Annotated in this window: 23 protein-coding genes and 1 pseudogene; 15 read left to right on the plus strand and 9 right to left on the minus strand. The window is 37.1% G+C overall.

What is annotated here, in order from left to right; all coding sequences use genetic code 11:
- Positions 1-186 precede the first annotated feature (186 nt).
- The 8 genes from ACQKEZ_RS16090 (at position 187) to ACQKEZ_RS16125 (ending at position 6,123) form a co-directional block, all read left to right on the plus strand.
- Entirely contained in the window at positions 187-399 is a 213-nt protein-coding gene (locus ACQKEZ_RS16090) for a helix-turn-helix transcriptional regulator (RefSeq protein WP_427302498.1), read from the plus strand.
- On the plus strand, positions 399-695 hold the full coding sequence (locus ACQKEZ_RS16095) for a hypothetical protein (protein WP_427302748.1): 297 nt from the start codon (positions 399-401) through the stop codon (positions 693-695). The genes ACQKEZ_RS16090 and ACQKEZ_RS16095 overlap by 1 nt, the downstream gene beginning before the upstream one ends.
- A gap of 54 nt (positions 696-749) precedes the next feature.
- On the plus strand, positions 750-1,694 hold the full coding sequence (locus ACQKEZ_RS16100) for an alpha/beta fold hydrolase (protein ID WP_427302500.1): 945 nt from the start codon (positions 750-752) through the stop codon (positions 1,692-1,694).
- A gap of 214 nt (positions 1,695-1,908) precedes the next feature.
- On the plus strand, positions 1,909-2,571 hold the full coding sequence (locus ACQKEZ_RS16105; protein WP_427302502.1) for a TetR/AcrR family transcriptional regulator: 663 nt from the start codon (positions 1,909-1,911) through the stop codon (positions 2,569-2,571).
- Position 2,572: 1 nt separating this feature from the next.
- Entirely contained in the window at positions 2,573-3,292 is a 720-nt protein-coding gene (locus tag ACQKEZ_RS16110) for an ABC transporter ATP-binding protein (RefSeq protein WP_427302503.1), read from the plus strand.
- On the plus strand, positions 3,285-3,983 hold the full coding sequence (locus tag ACQKEZ_RS16115) for an ABC transporter permease (RefSeq protein WP_427302505.1): 699 nt from the start codon (positions 3,285-3,287) through the stop codon (positions 3,981-3,983). Before ACQKEZ_RS16110 ends, ACQKEZ_RS16115 begins: the two co-directional genes overlap by 8 nt.
- Positions 3,984-4,012: 29 nt before the next feature.
- Entirely contained in the window at positions 4,013-4,771 is a 759-nt protein-coding gene (locus tag ACQKEZ_RS16120) for a DUF4097 family beta strand repeat-containing protein (protein ID WP_427302507.1), read from the plus strand.
- Positions 4,772-4,995: 224 nt separating this feature from the next.
- A complete protein-coding gene (locus ACQKEZ_RS16125) occupies positions 4,996-6,123 on the plus strand; it encodes a DUF418 domain-containing protein (protein ID WP_427302508.1) in 1,128 nt (375 codons plus the stop codon).
- Positions 6,124-6,219: 96 nt separating this feature from the next.
- Here ACQKEZ_RS16125 and ACQKEZ_RS16130 read toward each other — a convergent pair whose 3' ends face one another.
- Positions 6,220-6,609, minus strand: a complete 390-nt coding sequence (locus ACQKEZ_RS16130) for a hypothetical protein (protein WP_427302510.1) — start codon at positions 6,607-6,609, stop codon at positions 6,220-6,222.
- A 4-nt stretch (positions 6,610-6,613) separates the two neighbouring features.
- Positions 6,614-6,973, minus strand: a complete 360-nt coding sequence (locus tag ACQKEZ_RS16135; RefSeq protein ID WP_427302512.1) for a hypothetical protein — start codon at positions 6,971-6,973, stop codon at positions 6,614-6,616.
- 334 nt (positions 6,974-7,307) lie between these two features.
- On the opposite strand from ACQKEZ_RS16135, the gene ACQKEZ_RS16140 reads away from it, so the two are divergent.
- Positions 7,308-8,198 carry a helix-turn-helix domain-containing protein gene (locus tag ACQKEZ_RS16140; RefSeq protein WP_427302514.1) on the plus strand — a complete coding sequence of 297 codons (891 nt, stop codon included), beginning with the start codon at positions 7,308-7,310 and terminating at the stop codon, positions 8,196-8,198.
- Positions 8,199-8,519: 321 nt separating this feature from the next.
- A complete protein-coding gene (locus tag ACQKEZ_RS16145; RefSeq protein ID WP_427302516.1) occupies positions 8,520-9,908 on the plus strand; it encodes an amino acid permease in 1,389 nt (462 codons plus the stop codon).
- A 35-nt stretch (positions 9,909-9,943) separates the two neighbouring features.
- Here ACQKEZ_RS16145 and ACQKEZ_RS16150 read toward each other — a convergent pair whose 3' ends face one another.
- The 4 genes from ACQKEZ_RS16150 to ACQKEZ_RS16165 form a co-directional block, all read right to left on the minus strand.
- The gene (locus tag ACQKEZ_RS16150) at positions 9,944-10,825 is read right to left on the minus strand and encodes a glycerophosphodiester phosphodiesterase (protein WP_427302518.1); all 882 of its coding nucleotides are present in this window, start codon (positions 10,823-10,825) and stop codon (positions 9,944-9,946) included.
- A gap of 91 nt (positions 10,826-10,916) precedes the next feature.
- The gene (glpT, locus tag ACQKEZ_RS16155; RefSeq protein ID WP_427302519.1) at positions 10,917-12,251 is read right to left on the minus strand and encodes a glycerol-3-phosphate transporter; all 1,335 of its coding nucleotides are present in this window, start codon (positions 12,249-12,251) and stop codon (positions 10,917-10,919) included.
- Positions 12,252-12,562: 311 nt separating this feature from the next.
- Positions 12,563-13,333 (minus strand): SurA N-terminal domain-containing protein, encoded by a 771-nt coding sequence (locus ACQKEZ_RS16160; RefSeq protein ID WP_427302750.1) that lies wholly within the window; start codon positions 13,331-13,333, stop codon positions 12,563-12,565.
- Positions 13,334-13,488: 155 nt separating this feature from the next.
- Positions 13,489-15,549 carry a thioredoxin domain-containing protein gene (locus tag ACQKEZ_RS16165; RefSeq protein WP_427302521.1) on the minus strand — a complete coding sequence of 687 codons (2,061 nt, stop codon included), beginning with the start codon at positions 15,547-15,549 and terminating at the stop codon, positions 13,489-13,491.
- A gap of 657 nt (positions 15,550-16,206) precedes the next feature.
- Between ACQKEZ_RS16165 and ACQKEZ_RS16170 the strand changes: the two genes are divergently transcribed.
- Both ACQKEZ_RS16170 and ACQKEZ_RS16175 read left to right on the plus strand, forming a co-directional pair.
- Positions 16,207-16,497: a hypothetical protein gene (locus ACQKEZ_RS16170; protein WP_427302523.1), complete on the plus strand. Its 291-nt coding sequence runs from the start codon at positions 16,207-16,209 to the stop codon at positions 16,495-16,497.
- A gap of 119 nt (positions 16,498-16,616) precedes the next feature.
- On the plus strand, positions 16,617-17,159 hold the full coding sequence (locus tag ACQKEZ_RS16175) for a stage II sporulation protein M (RefSeq protein WP_427302752.1): 543 nt from the start codon (positions 16,617-16,619) through the stop codon (positions 17,157-17,159).
- A gap of 1,001 nt (positions 17,160-18,160) precedes the next feature.
- Here the strand turns inward: ACQKEZ_RS16175 and ACQKEZ_RS16180 are convergent.
- On the minus strand, positions 18,161-18,703 hold the full coding sequence (locus ACQKEZ_RS16180) for a hypothetical protein (protein ID WP_427302525.1): 543 nt from the start codon (positions 18,701-18,703) through the stop codon (positions 18,161-18,163).
- Positions 18,704-18,844: 141 nt separating this feature from the next.
- Positions 18,845-19,015, minus strand: a pseudogene (locus ACQKEZ_RS16185) (DUF255 domain-containing protein); the annotation flags it as partial.
- A 613-nt stretch (positions 19,016-19,628) separates the two neighbouring features.
- On the opposite strand from ACQKEZ_RS16185, the gene ACQKEZ_RS16190 reads away from it, so the two are divergent.
- Entirely contained in the window at positions 19,629-20,087 is a 459-nt protein-coding gene (locus ACQKEZ_RS16190; protein ID WP_427302527.1) for a stage III sporulation protein AH, read from the plus strand.
- A gap of 96 nt (positions 20,088-20,183) precedes the next feature.
- Here ACQKEZ_RS16190 and ACQKEZ_RS16195 read toward each other — a convergent pair whose 3' ends face one another.
- Positions 20,184-20,726, minus strand: coding sequence for a hypothetical protein (locus ACQKEZ_RS16195; RefSeq protein ID WP_427302529.1), 543 nt, complete (start codon positions 20,724-20,726; stop codon positions 20,184-20,186).
- A 243-nt stretch (positions 20,727-20,969) separates the two neighbouring features.
- Between ACQKEZ_RS16195 and ACQKEZ_RS16200 the strand changes: the two genes are divergently transcribed.
- Together ACQKEZ_RS16200 and ACQKEZ_RS16205 are read left to right on the plus strand one after the other, a co-directional pair.
- Positions 20,970-21,449, plus strand: coding sequence for a DsrE/DsrF/DrsH-like family protein (locus tag ACQKEZ_RS16200; RefSeq protein WP_427302531.1), 480 nt, complete (start codon positions 20,970-20,972; stop codon positions 21,447-21,449).
- 46 nt (positions 21,450-21,495) lie between these two features.
- The gene (locus ACQKEZ_RS16205; protein ID WP_427302533.1) at positions 21,496-22,053 is read left to right on the plus strand and encodes a sulfurtransferase TusA family protein; all 558 of its coding nucleotides are present in this window, start codon (positions 21,496-21,498) and stop codon (positions 22,051-22,053) included.
- The last annotated feature ends 1 nt before the right edge of the window (position 22,054 follow it).

Here is a 22,054-nt window from a genome sequence, read left to right on the forward strand (position 1 = left end):
AATAACACTGTAGCTTAAAACGGTTCGAGGATCATCCATTTTTTAAATGGATGATTTTTATTTTTAGAGAAAAATGAGTGGAAGTTGACATGAAACAGAATGAAGGTTATTATTATTTTACAAAATGTTAATTATTTTTAACATTAAGTTAAATAAAACATCCTTAAAGAAAGGGATTTGAAATGGATGATTAAAAATAGAATAAAAGTGCTACGGGCAGAAAGAGATTGGACCCAGAAAGATTTGGCAGAGAAGTTAGGTGTGACTCGTCAAACGGTGGCATCTATTGAAAACGGTAAATATTCTTTGTCTTTAAAACTAGCTTTTAAAATTGCTAGGACATTTGACGTTGACTTGTATGACGTATTTCAAGAAGTCGGTGAGGGGGAACAACGGTGATGACGACTATTTTACTTTATGCTTTAATTATCATTTCATTAATAAGCACAGGTTTTCAATTCAAGAAGAACCGTGAGTATAAACATGATGAACGAGGGCAGTTTATTTTGGCGAAAGCAGGAAGTTTTTCTATTGTTGGCGTAGCTTTAGCGTATATATTGATTGCTGTCATTCAATCTTCAGTTCATCAATTTTCCTCTCCAACAGAATGGTTTTATATCGCTATTACTTTTATGTATGTATCAAGTGTTTGCGCAAATGCAATAGGTATTATCTATTGTGAAAAAAAGTATTAGTTTATTGAACCTATGGATGTAAGCTGTAGTCCTTAATGAGAGGAAGAGAAAAAAATGAAAAAAGTAATGAAGTTTATGCTTATATTCATCATATCAATTATTACCGTCATCGTTGTTTTTATAGCAAGTGTTTACTTTATCAACATATTTAGCAAGGAGAGAGAGAAGGATAAAATAGAAGCATATGGGCAGATGGTCTCGGTTGATGGTAAAAACATGAACGTGCTGATTCAAGGCAAAGGAAAAGAAACAGTCGTGCTACTCCCAGGTTACGGAACTGCTTCACCAGTGATTGATTTTATGCCGCTTGTGAAAGAATTATCGCCATATTACAGAGTCGTAGTCATTGAACCGTTTGGTTATGGATTAAGTGATGATACTGATAAAGTACGTACAAGTCAAAACATTGTGGATGAGATTCATGAATGTTTGCAGAAGCTCAATATTAAAAAATACACGCTGATGGGTCATTCGATTTCTGGGATATATGACTTGGAATATGTCAATCAGTATGAAAAAGAAGTCACAGCATTTGTTGGAATTGATAGCAGTGTTCCTAAACAGGATTCAGAAGAATTGCCAATCTCCAGTTTACAGCAACTCAATCAATCAGGCTTTTACAGGTTGTTATTGAAACTGAATCCAGATCAACTGATTACACCTAAAGTGGATGACAAAACGAAAGAGCAGATAAAAATGCTTACATTTAAAAACTTCTTGAATGAAAGCCAAGCTAGTGAGGCAGATAATTTCACGAATAATTTTAAAAGCGCCCAACGCTTACATTATCCTAAGAAACTTCCTGTTATTTTCTACCTAGCTGATCAAAGCGAGGCAGAAACACCAAGTTGGAAACCAATGCATGAGGATTTATTGAGAAATTCAGATGATGGAAGAGTCGTTACCTTTAAAGGTGGTCACTACTTGCATCACACGAAATCAAAAGAAATTGCAGAAGATTTTAGAGGTTTTATATCCAAAATTGAAAAAGATCGTTAGGGCGACGCGATTTCTAAAAAAATTTAGAATTTTCGCTTCCTCATCCTTAGCAGAATAGACACCGAAAACCCAGTGAACATCCATATTCACTGAGTTTCTTTATTCATCTATATCATTCTTCTGACTGATATCATGTACTAAATGTATTGACAACTTAACATGATTTAGACTAATATACATACCAACGGTCGGTATGTAAAAAGGAGTGTTTATTATGGCGCGGAATAAATATCCGGAGAAGACGGTGGAACAAATTTTGGCTGTGTCCACGAAATTATTTAAGGAAAAAGGGTTTGAAAAGACGAGTTTGCAGGATATTATTCGTGAGTTGGATATGTCTAAGGGAGCTATTTATCATCATTTTAAATCTAAGGAGGAAATATTACGTGCGGTTATGGATCGGCAATTTCGTTATGCGACGCAGAAGCTTGATTATCTGATTCAACATACGGAAGCTGCTCATGCTAAGGAGAAGCTGCAGCTCATTTTAGAGCATCTTGTGGCAGACCCACAGTCTCATTCTGTTGATGGTATTTTGATTGATCAAATGAAAAACCCACAATTCGTTGTTGAAGGAATCAAGGCAGGGGTGAATCAGGATGCTTCCATTATCAAGAATCTTATTCTTGAAGGCATTGAAGATGGTTCTATGACGACGGCATTTCCTGCTGAATGTGCAGAAGTGTTTATGCTTCTTGTGAACATATGGATCAATCCGACTCTTTTTGAACGTAATCAAGAGGCAACTGTTCAGCGTTTACTCTTTTTACAACACATGATGAAAGGACTTGAGGCTGATATTGTGAGTGATCAATTTATTCAAAAGGTTGCAGAGCATTATGCAGGTATTGGGGGATACGGACAGGATGAATCATGAGATGAGTGTTAAAACGGATCAGCTCGTCAAAGTGTTTTCAGGTGTTGAAGTGATTCGAAATTGTCAGATGACTGTCAGGCAGGGGAGCATCTATGCACTTTTAGGAGCAAACGGTGCGGGGAAAACAACGATCTTTAAAATGCTAACAGGGTTGCTCTCGCCTACTTCAGGCATGATTGAGGTCTTGGGATTGAACGTGGCGGATCAGCGGGAACGCATGTTGAGGAAAATCGGTAGCCTCATTGAAACTCCGGTGTTTTACGAGCATCTTTCTGCAAGGGAGAACTTGAGTTTACATCTTGCCTATTTAGGTGTAACAGAGACAAATGTTTTGCAAACTCTTGATAAAGTTGGGCTGAGTGATACGGCTTCTCAGCCTGTTTCACAGTTTTCTTTAGGGATGAGGCAGCGTTTAGCGATTGCTAGAGCGATTGTTCATAATCCAGAGTTATTGATTTTGGATGAGCCGTTAAATGGAATGGACCCTAGTGGGATTCTTGAGATGAGAGAGTTGTTTGTAGATCTCGTTAAGCAGCATGGGATCACGATTCTAATGTCTAGCCATCTTCTTCGTGAAGTGGAGCAAATTGCTGACACTGTGGGTATCGTTGTAAATGGAGTGCTGGAGGAAGAAGCGTCATTATCACGCATTAAACACAATTTTTCAGGATTAGAAGAGTACTATTTTCATGTGATAGATAGGGGTGGTATTCGTGTTTGAATTAATGAGACTTGAGTTGAGGAAAAGCGACATCAGAAAATACATTCGAGCCAGTATAATGGCGAGTGTGTTGTTCATTGGATTTATTTATTTTGTTGCGTATGTCGCTCAGGTTGAACAGGAAGCAGACTTTCAACAATATGCCAATATTTATTTGCTAACGAGCACCATATGTATGATCTTTTTCTCCATTTTGACGGCTGTCATGTATTGTCGGTTTGTTATCACTGAATACACGGGACGTCAATTAATTCTTCTTCTTTCTTATCCAATCAATCGAAAAAAAATACTGCTTTCAAAAATTTTATTGGTTGTGTGTTTTTCAACTGTTGCCATGATTGCTAGTATGATTCCTCCTTTTGTTGTTTTTAGTTTAACGGAATCTGTTTTACCTATTGTTCAAGATACGTTGACAGTCGATTTGCTACTTTCTTTGATCAAGACATTCCTTATTTTTACGTGTTGTATGAATTGCATCGGTCTTATTGCGATGAGAATTGGTTTTATCAAAAAATCTATTCCGACCACTATTTTAACCGCCATTATACTATGTGCCGTTTTTGGAAACGTCTTGATGGCTCTCTTCGGAAATGATCTATTGAATCTTGTTTTTTTGGGAGGAATGATCGTAATAGTTGTCGTTGTTGCCCTTGATTTAATGAAAGAGGTGAACCGACTTGAAGTGAAATGAGAAATCATTTATTAAAGAGGGGGAGAAATGTGAAACATACGGTTCGGATTGAAGAAGTGGTATCTGATTTGTCGATAGATTGGTTGACAGGAAAGATTCATATTTATCAGCATGATCAACCTGATATTCTTGTTCATCAAATAACGAGTAACTCCTTTCCTGAGCGGTATCTGTTTGATTATCAACTGAGGGAAGGAACGTTGCTGATTCAGGATGGAAGGCAAAGGAGAATGAGTATAGGGTTTCATCTTCATCGTACTGATTTGGACATTTATCTTCCTAAAAGGATATTTAACTCTTTTTCTATTCATAGTAAAGGTGCGCACCTTTTTACGAATGATATGGATGTTGAACATTTCAAAGCGCAATTGACTTCAGGCAAGGCTGTGTTATCAGGGAATATGAAGAATCTCTTTATACATGCAGTGGGATGCCATATCTCGGGTGGACAGTTGTTCAATCAGAAATTAAATGTACAGACGACGTCGTCAAGAGTAGATCTATCTGGAGAGTTTTCTGACATTCATGTAAATTCAACGGCTAGACGTATACATATTACTTCTTCAACTATGTTGAATTCTCTCCATTCTATTTCAACGGGAGCGTCTGTTCACGTTGTGATTCCAGATAATAATGGATTTACTTGTCGTTTAAAAAAAGTATCAGGTGCCTTTCAGAATGAGTTCATCTCTGTTGCTGAAAAAGGGAAATACGTGTATAAGGATGGATTGAAGTTATTTGATATAGAAATAAGAGGCGGAAAGTTTAGATTAAGCAAAACACGTTGATTTTTCGTTCCTAAATCTAAATGAGAGAACCTAGTGATCACAATTCACTGGTTTTTTTATTTTTTTGTAGTTTTTTAATAGTTATAAGGGAAACCATTATAAATTGAAAATGATGTAAAAATGGTCTTATCTGATGGAAGATTCATGTACCAATTTTTAAAGTATCTGGTAGAATATATGAGTGTTAGGTAGAATTTGTTGTATTTTTTTAAGGAGCTGGCGTATTGAAAGGGTCTAGAGTTGAACTGATTGATAGTTTAAGAGGTTTTAGTTTGTTAGGGATTTTAATTGCGAATATGTTGTCATTTCAATACAATGCCGATATTGAGGAGTTACTTTCCTTAAACCAATGGGGAAATGAGTTTGGTTATTATTTTACTGCCATTTTTGTGCAAGGCTCATTTTATCCAATTTTTTCTTTCCTTTTCGGATATTCACTGATTAAACTAGTCGAATTGACGAAAGCGAAGGAATTGAATACGAATGCCATTCTTGTTCGGCGTGGATTTGGTCTCGTATTTTTAGGACTGTTGCATTATGTGTTTGTGTGGGATGGAGATATTCTCATGTTTTATGGGGCGTGTACGATTTTCCTCATGATTTTCCTTGGCTGTAAGGAGAAGATAGATTTGATATGGGCAGGTATTTTGGGCGCTCTATCTCTAGTTGTCATTCCGTATCTTATGATTGTTTTATATGGGGACACTGATCTTTTCACTGATGTTTTTGCAGAAGGAATGTATGCGGATGTGGTGAAGCATCGTTTAGGGATGACAGATGATATGCTCGTTGTCTCTATCCTGATTGCGGTGTTTATGATTGTGTTGGTATTGATACTCAGCTCTGTGATGGGACCAATCATGGTTGCACCTTTTGCGTTACTTGGTATGGCGATTGCAAAGAGAGGGCACTTGACTGAAGAGGATCAGGGGAAGGCGTATTGTAAGGGCTGGCTCTGGTTCATTTTGATTGGGTGGGCTTTGAAGTGCGCGACCTTTAGTGACCATCCTTTGAGTGAAGTCGTTGTGACAGTTGGTGCTTATGTATTGGCGATTGGATATATCAAAGGATTTATTGTGTTCTACTATTCTAGCGTGGCGACTGGTGTCAAGCGTCTATTCGCGGGACTTGGACGTCTGTCGCTAACCAATTATTTGGCTCAATCGCTCATCTGCACGACGATTTTTTATCAATACGGTTTAGGGTTATTTGGACAAATGGGTATGTTGTTTGGTTTCGTGCTAGCCCTTTGCCTTTATACAGTACAGCTATTATTGAGTCATTGGTATCTAAAGAAATGGAAAAAAGGCCCTGTTGAATGGTTGATGGGGAAATGGGTGTATTTGAAATAATAAGGTTTACAAAGCTCATGGAGTGTTTCTTCATGGGCTTTTTTTTGGATAGAATACGATCATTAAGTAGAAAAGCAGGCTAGGAAATGAACCTGCTTATTCTTTAAGTATTAAATTTTCTACATAATCTGTATTTTCAGTTGGTTCGTCCACGTCTCCATTTTTTATTTTGGCTGTTGGTATAACTGTGAACATGTTTGATTTTTCTTTTTTGTATAAAGTCTCTTTTTGTTGTTTGTTTTTTTTCAGTTCATAGATCAACTCTATATAGTCTCCATTTGTGTAAACTACTATTGATACATCTTCTCTTTTTAATATTTCATGCTCATTGAGTATTCCTTCGCTTTGTAGCTTTTTATTCTCTAGTGTTATGACTTGATTTATGCTTGAATCATATTTTTCCTTGTTCACCTGTTTTTCGTTTTGGCAACCTGTTATAAATATCAAAAAAATAGATGTAATTGAAAATAAGCTCTTTATATCCATATCTTCAGCCCTTTCTTTTCATATAGGATAAGCTCAGACTCATGATAAGCGCAGAAGCAAAAGAGGTGAGGGTAAAAAACAGGTCGTTTAATTGAATCTTTAAAAAGATACTTATACAAGTAGAGGTTAAAACTGCAACAAGGACGTTTTTGAGAACCGGTCGAATATGGATAAAGCGAATCATGTAATCAAACATCAAATAGCTGAACACCGCTAGAGCTGGAATGTAGGATAGAAGTAAGATGATATAGATGACTATCTCGCTGCTCCCTTCTAACCCACTTTGTGTGAATCGATACGAAAAGAGGGCAAGGTTAAATATGGAATAGAAAATCATAAAGCCTGAAAAGATTGTTTTAATCATTCGTCATCTATCCTTTTTTAAAGCGTTTTTTTCTTTGTTATTTCTAAATCCATTTTCTGACTGGTGAATTGTGATGGTTTTGTTTTCTGCATTTCCCGTGGTCATGCCATCCCAAGTTAGTTTGAACAGTCAATCCTTTTGGATTGTCCATTTGAAGAAATGTTTTTGCATAGATTCTCCTCTGAGTGAGAGAGTTGCTGAGCTGTTTATGACCATTATAATCCATTTTGTCGGTATTTTTTTAATAAGTTTTTATTTTTCAACTGGTAATATCGCAATCTTGATCAAAACGTTTGTTGTGAAGTGATTTATGATAAAGAGGAGGTGAGACATAATGATGTACAGTAAGGTGACGCAGGAGGTCATTGCCTATCTTGAGGCTCATTTGATGGATGAGCTATCCCTTCGTGAAGTTCCGCAAAAAGTGGGGTATTCGTATTTTCATTTGTTGCGGATTTTTAAAAAGGAAACGGGGATGTCCATGGGCGAATATATACGGGTTCGTCGTTTGGCGACGGCAGCTAAGCTTCTCTTATATTCGGATCAGGGGATTTTAGATATTGCGTTTTATTTACAGTTTCAATCTCAGGAAGCCTTTACGCGTGCCTTTAAGGACATCTATTCCTTGCCTCCAGGTGCATATCGTAGGTTGATGAGAGCGATGCAAATGAAAGAGGAGGAGAAGGTGGCTATGAAGCAAAGTGATGCAGTTTTAGGTTGGGGATTGAGTGGATCACGTCCAGATTTATATGAGATGCGCGTGGATTCAGCCGTTTTTCATTCAGGAAAACAGTCTGGTGTACTGTCTGCAAAGCAAGAGGTGCAGGGAGACCAGTTTGCCACGATGATGCAAGGTTTTCAGGCGAAGGCATATCATGGTGAGCGTGTAAGGTTATCAGCCTTTTTAAAAACAGAAGATGTGTTGTCCTGTGGAATTTGGATGCGAGTGGATGATCAAAAGGGTGATACATTACAATTTGATAATATGCAAAATCGAGCGGTGACTGGTACGACTGGCTGGAATCAGTATTCTATCGTATTGGATGTTCCGTCTAGTAGTGAGGCGATTCATTTTGGGGTTCTGCTCAATGGGAAAGGGACGGTTTGGGCAGATGGTTTCCGTTTTGAAACAGTCGACAATAATATACCAGTGACCAATATGACGATAGCTGAAGCACTTCCTTCAGAACCTGTTAATTTATATTTTGACGAAGAAGACCGTTAGATCGGTCTTTTTTTTATGACAGAAATTTTCTGTTTTTGATATAACGATATGGATTCAGCCTTATTCTTTTCAAAAGGGATGGATTGGATTTTCCTTTATATTGACATAAAATAATTTGAACGATTTCTTATGTCATAATATTCAGTCCATAGTGTTCCTCTCAAAAAAACAATTGTTTTTTATAGGTAGATTTATTATGATGATATATGTCAATTCATTTATTATTCAAAATCAGAACGAATTTTCTGATTATTTTTACTTATTATCGCTGTTTGATCATCACTGGTTGTTTAGTAGACAGATTGAAGAGGGGGAACTAGAGTGGCTCAAAAGGAATTGAAGAGGGGATTAAGTGCCCGTCATATTCAAATGATCGCGCTTGGGGGTACGATTGGTGTTGGGTTGTTTATGGGCTCAGCCAAAGCCATTCAATGGACAGGTCCATCGGTTCTTCTTGCGTACGCAGTGTGTGGCGTCTTTATCTTTTTTATTATGCGTGCTATGGGAGAAATGTTATATCTTGAACCGAGTACTGGATCGTTTGCTACATTTGGGCATCAATATATTCATCCGCTTGCGGGGTATATGACGGCTTGGAGTAACTGGTTCCAGTGGGTCATTGTCGGGATGTCTGAAATCATTGCAGTAGGCGCTTATATGAAATATTGGTTTCCAGAATTACCGGCGTGGATTCCAGGATTAATTGCGATGATCATTTTAGGAGCGGCCAATTTGATTTCGGTCAAGTCGTTCGGAGAGTTTGAATTTTGGTTTGCGATGATCAAAATTGTCACGATTATTTTAATGATCATTGCGGGTCTAGGGATTATTTTCTTTGGATTTGGAAATGGCGGAACAGCGATTGGGTTGTCTAATCTTTGGGCGCATGGTGGGTTCTTTACAGGTGGATTTAGTGGATTCTTGTTTGCGTTGTCTCTTGTCATTGCTGCCTATCAAGGCGTAGAGTTAATTGGGATTACAGCAGGTGAGGCGCAAAATCCGCAAAAGACGCTGACAAATGCAATTAAAAGTATTATCTGGCGTATTTTGATTTTCTATATTGGTGCGATCTTTGTCATTGTGACTGTGTATCCTTGGGATCAGCTGAATACCCTTGGCAGTCCATTTGTGGCGACGTTTGCGAAAATTGGAATTACAGCGGCGGCAGGTATCATTAACTTTGTCGTGATTACCGCAGCTATGTCTGGCTGTAATAGTGGTATTTTCAGTGCGGGACGTATGCTTTATACATTAGGTGTGAATGGACAGGCACCTGCTTTCTTTACAAAAATCTCAAAGAACGGTGTGCCGTATTTTGGGACATTCGCTGTGCTGATCGGTCTAGCGGTAGGAGTTGTCCTAAATTATGTTTCTCCTCCAAATATTTTCGTCTATGTGTACAGTGCGAGCGTCCTTCCTGGCATGGTGCCTTGGTTTGTGATTTTAATTAGTCATATTGGCTTTAGAAATGCAAAGGGGGCAGCGCTTGATCAGCACCCATTCAAGATGCCGCTTGCGCCACTTTCTAATTATGTCACAATCGGTTTCTTACTGATGGTTCTTGTGTTTATGTTTATTAATCAGGATACACGTATTTCACTGATTGTAGGGATCGTGTTCCTTGCCATTGTGACATTAAGCTTCTATGCCTTTGGGATTGGAAAGCGAAAGCCCTTGGATACTGCTTTGAGGGATGAGACATTGAATTAAATGAGAAGCCTTGCGAACACATCGCAAGGCTTTTTTTACAGTGAAGTTTTGACTCGATGAAAGACGTCGGGGTAGTTTGTAAATAGACCTGTAACGCCATATTGTAAGAGGCGAGCCATATCAGATTCATTGTTGACAGTGTATGGATGGAGCAGTAGATGGCGGCTGCGGATTTGCCATACATTTTCAGCCGTTAGGGCTCTGTAATTGGGACCGACACCAACAGCGTATGTTTGAATTTCATTCAGCTTGTCGTCTGTGATGGCAGACATTTGTGTTGTATCTAGGAGCTGTACTTTTGGTAAGTGTGGGGCAAGGTGGTGCAGTTTGAGCAAGCTCTCTTGGCTAAAGGATTGAACGATCACTTGCCCTTTTTTACTATGTTTTCCAATCAGCCGGTATTTCTTTAAGGAAGCGAGTAATTTTTCTTCCATTTTCGGGTATAGCTCTGGTTTCTTTGTTTCGATGTAATAGTTGGCTCGTTTGCCGAAGCGCTGTAAGATTTCATCTAGTGTGAGTACCTGTTGGCCGATATAGTTTGTCTGTTGTTTGTCAGGATATGCTTCATTAAACCAAGAGCCGGCATCGAGCTGTTTGATGTCAGCGAGGGTTAAGTCTTTGACCCAACCTGTTCCGTTTGTTGTACGGTCAACTTTTTCATCATGCATGACGATGAGGTGTCCATCCTTTGTCATTTGCAGGTCGAGTTCGAGGTAATCTGTTTTCATGCTTTTGGCAAGCTCATAAGAGGCGAGGGTATGCTCTGGTGCATACCCTGATGCCCCGCGGTGTGCAATGTTTAAGATTCGATCAGGAGACAAAAGATTTTCATGTGCCGAAAGTGATGTCGGCACCGCCACAAGCGACAGTAAAGCAAAAGAGAGCAACACGAAAGCAAGTAATCTACTTTTCTTCATATGATATCCTCCTTTTACGGTAACTGCCTCTATCATAAATAATAGATGTAAAGCCCATGTTTGGCGGACATAAATCTTTTATGTGATTTTCTTAAACGTGCTCTACACGTTTGCCAGTATTCCAAGTGAGGGCTAAGAAGACAACCGCTAGTACACACGAGCCGATAAGCAGGATAAATCCTCCAGTCCAATCATAGTGATCGACCACTACACCCATAATGGCGTTTGCGAAAGCTGATCCGCCGATGTAACCGAAAAAACCAGTCAAGCCGGCTGCTGTTCCTGCGGCTTTCTTTGGTGCGAGATCAATTGCCTGAAGTCCAATCAGCATGACAGGTCCATAGATTAAGAAGCCGATGCTAATGAGTGCGATGTTATCGACAAGCGGATTGCCTGCTGGGTTCAGCCAGTAGACGAGTACCGCAATGAGAACACCGACCATAAAGAGGACCCCTGCGGGTGCGCGTCGACTTCTGAAAAAGCGGTCACTGATCCAGCCGCATAGCAGTGTTCCTGGGATGCCTGCATATTCGTAAAGGAAATACGACCAGCGTGAATCCTCAGGTGAGAATCCTTTAGCTTCTGTTAAATACGTTGGAGCCCAGTCGACTACCCCATATCGGACAAAGTAGACAAACACATTGGCGATGGCGATGTACCAAAGAAATTTATTATTAAGGACATATTTAAATAAAATTTCTTTTACCTTTAATTCTCTTTCTTGATCTTCATATTTCTCTGATGGATAATCGTTTCGGTACTCTTCGATAGGTGGGAGTCCGGCAGATTGAGGCGTGTCGCGTACAAGCAGGATGATGACAAAAGAGACAATAATGGCAATGAATGCTGGGAAGAAAAAGATGCTTTTCCACGTAGCAAACATGACAATACCAAGTGTAATGAGTGGGGCAAGGATGCCGCCTCCAATATTGTGTGCGACGTTCCAAATCGACATTTTCGTTCCACGTTCACTAATTGAAAACCAGTGTGCCATTGTTCGTCCACAGGGTGGCCAGCCCATCCCTTGGAACCAGCCGTTTAAAAACATAAATAGGAACATGATCCAGACACTTGATGTGACCCAAGGAAATGAGACAAACAGGATATTGACGAGTGCTGATAAGAATAATCCAGTCGCTAAAAAGTATCTGGGGTTACAGCGATCAGAGATCATGCCCATGATGAATTTACTAAATCCATAGGCAATTGAAACAGCTGCAAGTACAAAGCCAAGCTCCGTTTTGCTATAGCCTTCTTCCTGCAAATAAGGAATGGCAAAGGCAAAGTTCTTTCTTAATAAGTAGTAGCCGGCGTAGCCGATGAAGATGCCGAGAAATACTTGTAGTCGTAATCGTTTGTACGTTTCGTCTGTTTTGGCATCATCCACCCTCTCGATATGTGGAGCTGGTTTGAAAAAACGAAACATGATGATCCTCCTTTTACAATAAATTGGTCTTTTTTCTCCATATAGTAAAAGTCAGGGACATGCTGAATGCCCTGTATTGTAATGAGAAAAAAAGTTGTTAACGCTTTCTTTTTTGTACTCTCATCATATCGGTTATGTAGGGAATTTATGATGAGTCGTTTGTCATCATTTTGGAAAAAGATTTAAAATGGTGAAACTATATGTGTATGATCGGCTAACGGACTGAAGCTAATTGGGTGATTTTTTTAAATCGTGTTGCAAGAGTTCATTATAAAAAAAGAATCCGCACGGTGACGGATTCTTTTTCACTTTTAAATGGAAATGTCGATTTTTGCATTTTTCTTTAGTTTTTTGATTTCTTTTTGTACTTGCTTTTGTTTTTCTTGTGATTCTAGTTGTTTTTTGATTTGTGATTTGATGTCTTTGTATGCTGGAACCTTTTGCTTTTGACTTTTTGCTTGTTCAGCATATTGATCATAGTAGGCTTTGATGTCTTTTTCAGCAATGGAGGTTCCTTTGATTTCTTTGTCGACATATTGACTGTATTTGATGCTGTCAGCAATGTCATTTTTTAGCTGCGTTATGGTCAGTCCGCTTTGTTTGAGTGCATCTTCGAATTTCTTTTCATCTTTGAATTGATTCTTTTCTTCTTTTAGCTGTTTGTCCACTTGGTCTTCAGAGGCTTTGAAGCCTTTTTTCTCTGCGTCTTGTAAAATGAGCTGTTGTCCAACGAGTGCATCAACTGTTTGCTTTTTTACTTCCTTTGACCCTTCTTTGGTCGTTGTGTCTTGACCTGTTTGCTGAAGCTGACCTTGTATTGTAGATAATGCGCTGTTGTATTCACTGCCTGTGATTTTATCGCTATTGACTGTAGCGACGACTTTTTTGTCATCGATTTTTTGAGAATCTAACTTTTTTTGCATTTCTTCTAGTTGTTTTTGTTGTTCTTTCTGATTGCTTTGCGCTGTTTGCTTTTCGCTTGATTGATCGTTATCTTTGCTCTGCTTGGTATCGTTTGAAGAACAAGCGGCAAGTCCAATTGATAACAGACCAGCGACGAGTGCATATGAGAATTTTTTCATCATTTTCTCTCCCTTCGGTATGAGAACATCTAGTGCGCATTCTAACTGTTTGCGAGAGAAAAGAAAACCGTACAGAAGAATTGTTAGCGGAATGACATGTTTTTAATGTGGTTGTCTTCGCTCTGACTTCTGTTAGTCATCATATGACATAGTCCTTAATATATGAGCTGATTCAGTACTTCGTCGATATTCGTTAAAGGCTGTTGACAGCTATAGTTTTCACAAATATAGACGGTTGTTTGATTGCCTTTTCTTTTGTAATCTTTTGCAAATGGCGCGATATTCTTTAAATCGCCCCCTGTTTCAGCGACAAGTATGACATCAAATGGCATAAAGGCTTGTCTGAGAGAATGCAAGAGACGCTGTCTGTTTGGATCGTCTTTTCGTCCGAGGATGACAATCTCACGTTTGGTGGCGAACTGTTGCATGAATCCTTGTAAAAAGGCAGTATGTCCACTTGGATAAGAGGAAACATCAATGAAGAAGGAAGAAAACATGGATTCTAACTTCCTTGTCCAATCAAGCCTTCCAGTCAATCTGCTTAATGTGAGAAGCTGAATGAGTGCGGTGCTGTTGCCTGATGGCATTGCCCCGTCATATACTTCCTTTTCTCGAACAATGAGCGCTTCTGCATCTGTACCAGAGAAGTAAAATCCACCCTTCTCATGATCCCAAAACAGCTCAAACATTTGCTCACCAATTGTGGTGGCTTTTTCAAGGTAAGTAAGGTCATCGGTTGCTTCATACAGTTCCAAATATGCCCACAACACATGAGCATAATCCTCAATGAATCCTTTGTTTTTTACATCTCCTTCTCGGTAGCGAACCATGAGCCTGCCATCTATAGTGAGTTGCTGTTCAATGAAAGACATCGCCGTCTTTGCCATGTCCACATGTTCAGAGGATGAAAAGACTTTGCCTGCTTTTGCAAGTGCCACAACCATCAGCGCATTCCAAGAGGTGAGCACTTTGTCATCGACGAGTGGCGCTGGTCGGGTTTGTCTGATGTGAAGCAATGTTTCACGAGCGGATGATAATTGCTTATGAAGTTGGTCGTCATCTAACGAGAATTGTTCTTTCACTTTGTCAAAATGAGTGAAAATCGTATGAGGAATGTTATGTCCGTCGAAATTCCCTTCCTCTGTAATGGTGTAGACAGCACAAAAGAGGGAGCCGAGGTCTTTGCCTAAATGGGTCATGATCTCATCCTTTGACCACACGTAGTAACGTCCTTCTTTCCCTTCCGTATCAGCATCAAGCGCTGAATAAAAAGCCCCTTGTTCACTCGTCATGTCTCGTTTCACGAAGGTGATAACGTTGTTGACGATGTCTTGATAACGCTTGTTCTTTGTGATCTGGAAAGCTTCGGTGTAGGCAATCATAAGTAAGGCATTGTCGTACAGCATTTTTTCAAAATGAGGCACAAGCCATTTCTCATCTGTTGAATAGCGTGCAAAGCCAGCACCGATATGGTCGTAGATGCCTCCGTTTGCCATACCGTCCAAAGTTTTCATCGAGGCATATTGCGCGTTTTCTTGCTTGGACCATTGAGCATAGCGGAATAGGAAACCAATCATATGTGGAGCGGGAAATTTGGGTGCTGATCCGAAACCGCCATGTGCTGTATCAAAGTTGCTTATCAGTTGGTAGTACGTCTCATGAAGGACTTTTTCTTGCAAGGTATGATTTGTGTCTCCTGATGCTTTGATCCGCAAATTGTTTGTGGCTTTCTCTGCCAAAGACTCTACATGCTGTCGATCACGATGGTACACGTCTATCAATTGGGTGAGTGCCTCGATAAGCCCAGGACGACCATAACGGCTCCTCTTCGGAAAATACGTCCCCGCATAAAACGGCTTTTGCTCAGGCGTCAAAAAGACATTGAGCGGCCAGCCCCCCTGACCTGTCATCATCTGACACACAGACATGTACATCGAATCAATATCCGGACGCTCCTCACGATCAACTTTGATTGAAATGAAATGCTCATTTAATATGGCAGCGACTTCCTCGTCTTCAAAGCTCTCATGTGCCATGACATGGCACCAGTGACAAGTGGCGTAGCCAATACTCACGAAAATGGGTTTGTTTTCGTGTGTTGCTTTTTGAAAGGCTTCTTCGCTCCAAGGATACCAGTCAACAGGGTTGTGGGTGTGTTGAAGGAGGTAGGGTGATTTTTCAGTGATTAATCGGTTGGGTATTTTTTTGTTTGGCATGGGATCACCTTCTTTCAATTTAATTTACATACCTTATTTTGACTTAGATTATTTTTATCAAATATCTTGTTTAAAACAGAGTTGAGTTTTGAATTTTTAATTAAGTCTTTCAACGATTAATTATCAAAGCGTCTTTAGTTTTTGTACTTCAGTTGAACTATTCTTAACACTTTCCAAAAAGTTGTAGAGTTAATATAGTAGTTGATCAGGACAATACAATCAGCACAAATAACTTAATCAATAAAAATGAATATTAGCTCTGGATTTTGAGAATTAACATAAAAGCCTTTTATAGCTTTTAATAACTTAGCGTAACGTTCTTCTTTACTATTGTATATTTCCTGCTTTCTTTGGCTTCTCTCATTTAAGTACCAAGTAAAAAGCCAACAAAAAATTGTTAAAAAGCAACAAATAAAGGTGAGTATGCTGCTATAAGTTCTTTCAGAATAAATCGGCTCTCCAAAATGTTATCGTCTTCAATCCGTAAAGGAATGATGAGTGAAAACTTTAACTGCTTTCAACTTTTAAAGAAACTAGAAAATAGTATATTTTTGTACATACCTTTAAATTTAAAATAATAAATATTTACTTTAAATCCATTATAAGGTAATGTAGTTGATTGAATGGAATTTAAGAAATAGGAGGTGAGAATATATTATGAAATTAGCTAACAAATTCCTATCACATAAATTACTTGCTATTGCCACAGCTCTTCTTGTTAGTTTTTGTGTTTACTCAACAATGGGTAACTATCTATTAGACATTACAAGCAACACTACTCTTAATGCTGCAATGGCTACTCAAATTGTTAACTGGCTAAATGCTGGTTTAGGAGTATGGACAATATTAGGGATGATTGCAACTGGTAACCTTATAAGCGTGGGTGTCTTGTTAACTGCAAAAGCTATGCTGAATAAAATGAGTGCAGCAGTTGTCATTGCTTGGTAGGTTAAAATATTCTTATCCTTAAAATACTTGCTACTCTTGTTAGTTAATTTAATTATAAGAAGTAGCAAGTAAAACCTTTTTAGGTTTATATAATGGGGTTTTGTTTTTATTTCTATAAAATGTGGTCTATAAGGAGAATTGAGTTTGAAAAAGTTTTTTTTTGTTTATTGATTTACTTATCTGTAATATTCATTCCATTTTTTTTGAACGATTCCACTCATGGAATTATTACTTTTAATAATGAAAGTAAGAGCTTTATCAGTATTTTAAAGAATAATGTTTCGGTAATTTTCACCTGTTTTGTGTTAGGTGCCATTTCTTGTGGGTTAATAGGATTTATCATAATTTTAATAAATGCCTTCTATTTAGGAGAAACACTTATATTAGGAATTATAAAGTATGATCCATCTTTTTTGTTTAGTATTTTACCACATGGTCTTTTTGAGATTCCCGGAACTGTTATAGTTATGGTTATTTTATGGGAAATAAACAAATTTTTATTCAGTAAACTATATCCGCTTAAAACAAAAACTAACTATACGTTTCATGAATTTTCTCAGAGAATCAGAGAATATTTCATATTATCAATAATCTTAATTTCTATTGGAGCATTAGTAGAAGCATACATAACACCATTTTTAATTGAAAGGTTCATATTATGATTCTTAAGTTAAAGAGCGGTTACTATTTTATATTCTTCATTTTTAACAATTTATTGGCTAACTATCTATTTATTGAACTTGAAAAAGACGTAATTCAGAAATATATAGAGGATTATTCTATACCACCAAACATTTACTCTATAATCATATTCATAGTGGTATTAGTACAGATCGCTTTCTCATTGGTAAGTATTATAGTACTTGCATATATTTCTTCTTTATTAGGAATCTTCAAATTCGATATAAATATAAAAGTTAGTCTGCTATTTAAAATATTTGTGGTTGTTCAATCAATACAGTCGATAGAAGCTATTATCTCCACTTTTATAAAGAAGGAGTATTATCAAAATAATGGTATTTTATTTACGATTTTGTTTTTGTCATTACAATTAATCACGTTATTTATTTTGACAAAAAGTGTTGTTAAACATATAAAATTCATTTATAGCTTAGTATGTTTAGTAGGATTTTTCTTTTTACTAGGCGAATTTTTAAGTATCTTTTTTTAACGTATAATTGAACTCAATACTAAAGAAAGGAATGAATTTTTATGACTAAATTTATTATCTTTATATTTCTTTTTTTATTTATGATGATGAGTAATTGGATTGCTTATAAGGTTTATACTAATAAAACAAGCAAAAATCTATCATCTATTGCTGTGATTGTTGTATTGTTACAGTTAAGTGTACTTACACTAATTTATGTAATTATATAATATACATTGTAAAAAATGATGCCTCTAATTCTAATTTACATTTAATTAATGATAATGTCTGTAGGTGAGAGTTCCAGGTTATGACCAATTTTTAATTGTAGGCACTCTTCCTTTCTTTTTCAAAAATGGAACCAAGATGTTGTTGGCGATCTGTTCTTGAACATCTCTTCAAACTCATTTCTTAAGCTTAGGAATTAGAGAACTACTTGCACAAGAATCTTCGCAGCGTGTAGCATCCCTTTTTGGTTTTCTTACTTATGAAACTAACGAGTTATTTGCTTGTTTATTTCTTGACTAATACGTATTGTTTGTCTTCCAAATAGAATATTTGACTAAGATGATTTATGTCTTTGAACTTCAAATGTTTCCCAAATTTTTGAGTCTTTAAATTAATAACTAAATCCAAACTCTCATCCTTATCTTCATCCTCATAACCGTCTAAACAGGAATATAATTCAATTGAGTCACCTTTTGATATGTGTTCTTCAATATAAAGAAAAAGGGATTGAATAGATTTTCGTTGACCAGTTGTATTATTTGAGTGTAGATATCCTTGTATTTCATATATATAAGGGTGCGTAAATTTGTTTACGACAGATTCATATTCAGGTGCTAAATGAATGATATCTATTCCGTATGCATCTTCTTCGGTTTCATAAACTTTTATAAGTGAATGTTCACTTTTATATCGATTTTTCCTAAACAATTGTTTGTTGAAAGAAACTCCTTTAATTTTTAATTCAGAAATTGGTTTAAATGTTGGGCTATAGCCAAACTCACCAATAGGAAGTTTTTTGTTAGCCCCAATAAAATGATGTAAAGTCAATTTGGCTCCTCCTTTATTATATCTACAAATATTTTATGTGAATTTGAATAATACACAGTTTTTACAGGCATTTAGTAAAATAGCTTATAAAGCCTAAGGATAGAATAACCTATTTCGTGTGTAGCTGTGCAAACATGGCAACCAGTGACAAGTGGCGTAGCCAATACTCACGAAAATGGGTTTGTTTTCGTGTTTTGCTTTTTGAAAGGCTTCTTAGCTTTAAGGATACCAGTCAACAGGATTGTGGGTGTGTTGAAGGAGGTAGGGTGATTTTTCAGTGATTAATCTGTTGGGTTTATTGTTAGTGGACATGGAATCTCCTCCTTTCATATTTATTTATCAAATGAGTAAATAAAATAATTGATCAAATCTTTTTGAGTGTAAAGGGTGATAGGCTTAAGGAATTTCGTTTGAATTTAGATAGTACTACTTCAACAAAGTTACGTAGAATAATAATCGACAGTTCTTTATTTTCCAAAATTTTGAACCTGAGCAAAAATCAAAAAACTATTATTAGATCAAAGATTTATAGGAACTGCTGTGGAAATTTTAACTTTCGATAGATTCGTTTTCAAGTCTTTTATTAACTTTATTAATTATGGAAAAACTATATTAACGCCTTTTAAATGGAATTTATTACTAGTTATCCCTTTTATGTATTTTATTATTAATAACAAGCTGTTATAATAGCTTTGTGTTTTTGTGAAAATATGTGTTAAAAGTGGTGTTGGAAATAAAAAATATATACTATTAATTCTAGTAATCTCTTCGTTAGGTGGAGAAGCACTTTTAGCACATTTAATTTCAATAGGTCTAGCGGTGACTATTACAGGAGTTACTTATGTTGCATAATCTGAGTTTAAGAAGCATAAAAGAACATACATTCAAATAATTCTAAAAAATGGGTATATGAGAAGGTGTAAATATGTTAGTTATTGATCAAAATCCAAAAGGTGAGCAGTACTCCAAATTAATTGATTTGGCTTTCGAAATTTGTGATGAGTTTCATTTAGTTTTAAGAAAAAATATGGGATCTTTAAAATCTTTTGATCCCTTCCTAAAAAAACTCGAAAGTTCATTGAAAGAGATGAAAGAACAATCAGAATGGGCTAGCACAATTCTATTAAACAATCAAACAGCAAAAGTTTATTACTTTTATACAGATGAAAATGCGAAGAGTATTCTAAAAGAATTCGCAAATTCTTTATATGATTGGGAGCAACCAAATTTACCAGAAGACTTGTCCTTCTTCAAAAATGGAGAAGAATGGCTGGTTACATCTTCTCACGAAGAAGAAAGTTATATAGAGACGGAAAATGATACAGAGATACAAAGGATATTAAGTATACCAGAATTAAAAGTACATATGGAAAAATGGGATTAAAGCTATTTAGTATTCAATAATAGTGTATTGATATAAAAGTAAGGAGGCTAATAAGATAGTTTCCTTACTTTTAAAATGTTATGGGCGTTCTCATCTTTATTTCTTAATTAAGATGTATTGTTTGTCTTCCAAATAGAATATTTGACTAAGGTGATTTATATCTTTCAATTTTATATGGTTACCAAATTGTAGAGTATTTAAATGAATCACTATATCCAAACCTTCATCTTTATCTTCATCCTCATAACCGTCTAAACAGGAATATATTTCAATTGAGTCACCTTTTGATAAGTGTTTTTCGATGTAAAGAAAAAGTGATTGAATAGATTTTCGTTGACCAGGTGTATTGTTAGCGTGTAAATAACCTTGTACTTCATATATATAAGGATGTGTAAATTTGTTTATGACCGCTTCATCTTCAGGAGCTAAATGAACGATATCTATTCCGTAGGCATCTTCTTCTGTTTCATAAACCATTACAAGTGAATCTTCACTTTTATATCGATTTTTTCTAACAAATTGTTTGTTGAAAGCAACACTTTTTATGCTTAATTCAGAAATTGTTTTAAATGTTGGGTTGTGACCAAACTCACCAATAGGAAGTTTTTTGTTAGCCCCAATAAAATGATGTAAAGTCAATCAATTTCCCCTCTCCTCCATTTGTCATCAGCTTCTTTTTTCCGTTTTCAGATCTTGTCGATATGCATATTTGTCATTATAACAACCTTTTCCATCGGCTGGATACTTGACGCGTCGATTTATCGCTTAGGATCAAGAGGGTTGACGAATGTTTTTTTTTCGGTTAATATACCCATACAGGTATAAGTATTATTTTTTTGATTTCATTTATACCCTATAGGGTAATTACAGAGGAGGATCAGGATGACACAAAAGAAACGAACGACCATTGTTTTATTTAGTGGAGATTATGATAAAGCGATGGCTGCTTATATTATTGCAAATGGCGCCGCAGCTTATGATCATGAGGTGACCATTTTTCATACCTTTTGGGGATTGAATGCATTGCGTAAGGAGGAACAGGTTCCAGTGAATAAAGGCTTCCTTGAAAAGATGTTTGGCAGAATGATGCCTCGTGGTGCGAATCGACTGGGATTGTCTAAGATGAATATGGCTGGTATGGGTCCGAAGATGATCAAGCATGTCATCAAAAAGCATCATGCATTGACGTTACCGCAGTTAATTGAGATGGCGCAAGAGCAAGAGATTCAGCTTGTTGCATGTACGATGACAATGGATTTGCTTGGTTTACAGGAAGATGAGCTGTTAGCTGGTATTGATTATGCAGGTGTAGGGGCTTATTTGGCAGATGCTGAAGAAGGCAACGTGAATTTGTTTATTTAGCCTATTTCAATACCCCCACCCCTATATGAATAAAGGAGGAAAATCAATGTTTCAAGTAAATGCTGTGTTAGATGCAATAGGGTTGGCATGTCCTATGCCAATCGTGAAGACGAGAAAGAAAATGAATGATTTAGCGGCTGGAGAAGTGTTAGAGATTCAGGCAACAGATAAAGGCTCTACAGCAGACCTTCAAGCGTGGGCGAAAAGCTCAGGGCATGAGTATCTTGGGACGGAAAAAGAGGGAGAGGTGCTTCGGCATTTCCTGCGTAAAGGTGGAGTGTCTGAAGAGGTGAGTGAACAGGCGATTCCTGAGATTTCATTGCAAGCCTTCAAGCAGAAGGTAGAGGGTGATGATGCGCTTCATATTCTAGATGTTCGTGAGATGGAAGAATATGAATCTGCTCATATTCCAGGAGTGAAGCATATTCCTCTTGGTGAAGTAGAAGCGAGGTCTCATGAGTTAAATAAGGATGATGAAATATATATCATCTGTCATTCTGGCAGACGAAGTGAAATTGCTGCACAAGCAATGAAAAAACAAGGATTTAAGCATGTGGTGAATGTTGTCCCTGGTATGTGTAATTGGACTGGGGAAGTCGAATAAA

The sequence above is a fragment of the Bacillus sp. NPDC077027 genome, from assembly GCF_050269555.1.
Lineage (GTDB): Bacteria > Bacillota > Bacilli > Bacillales > Bacillaceae > Bacillus.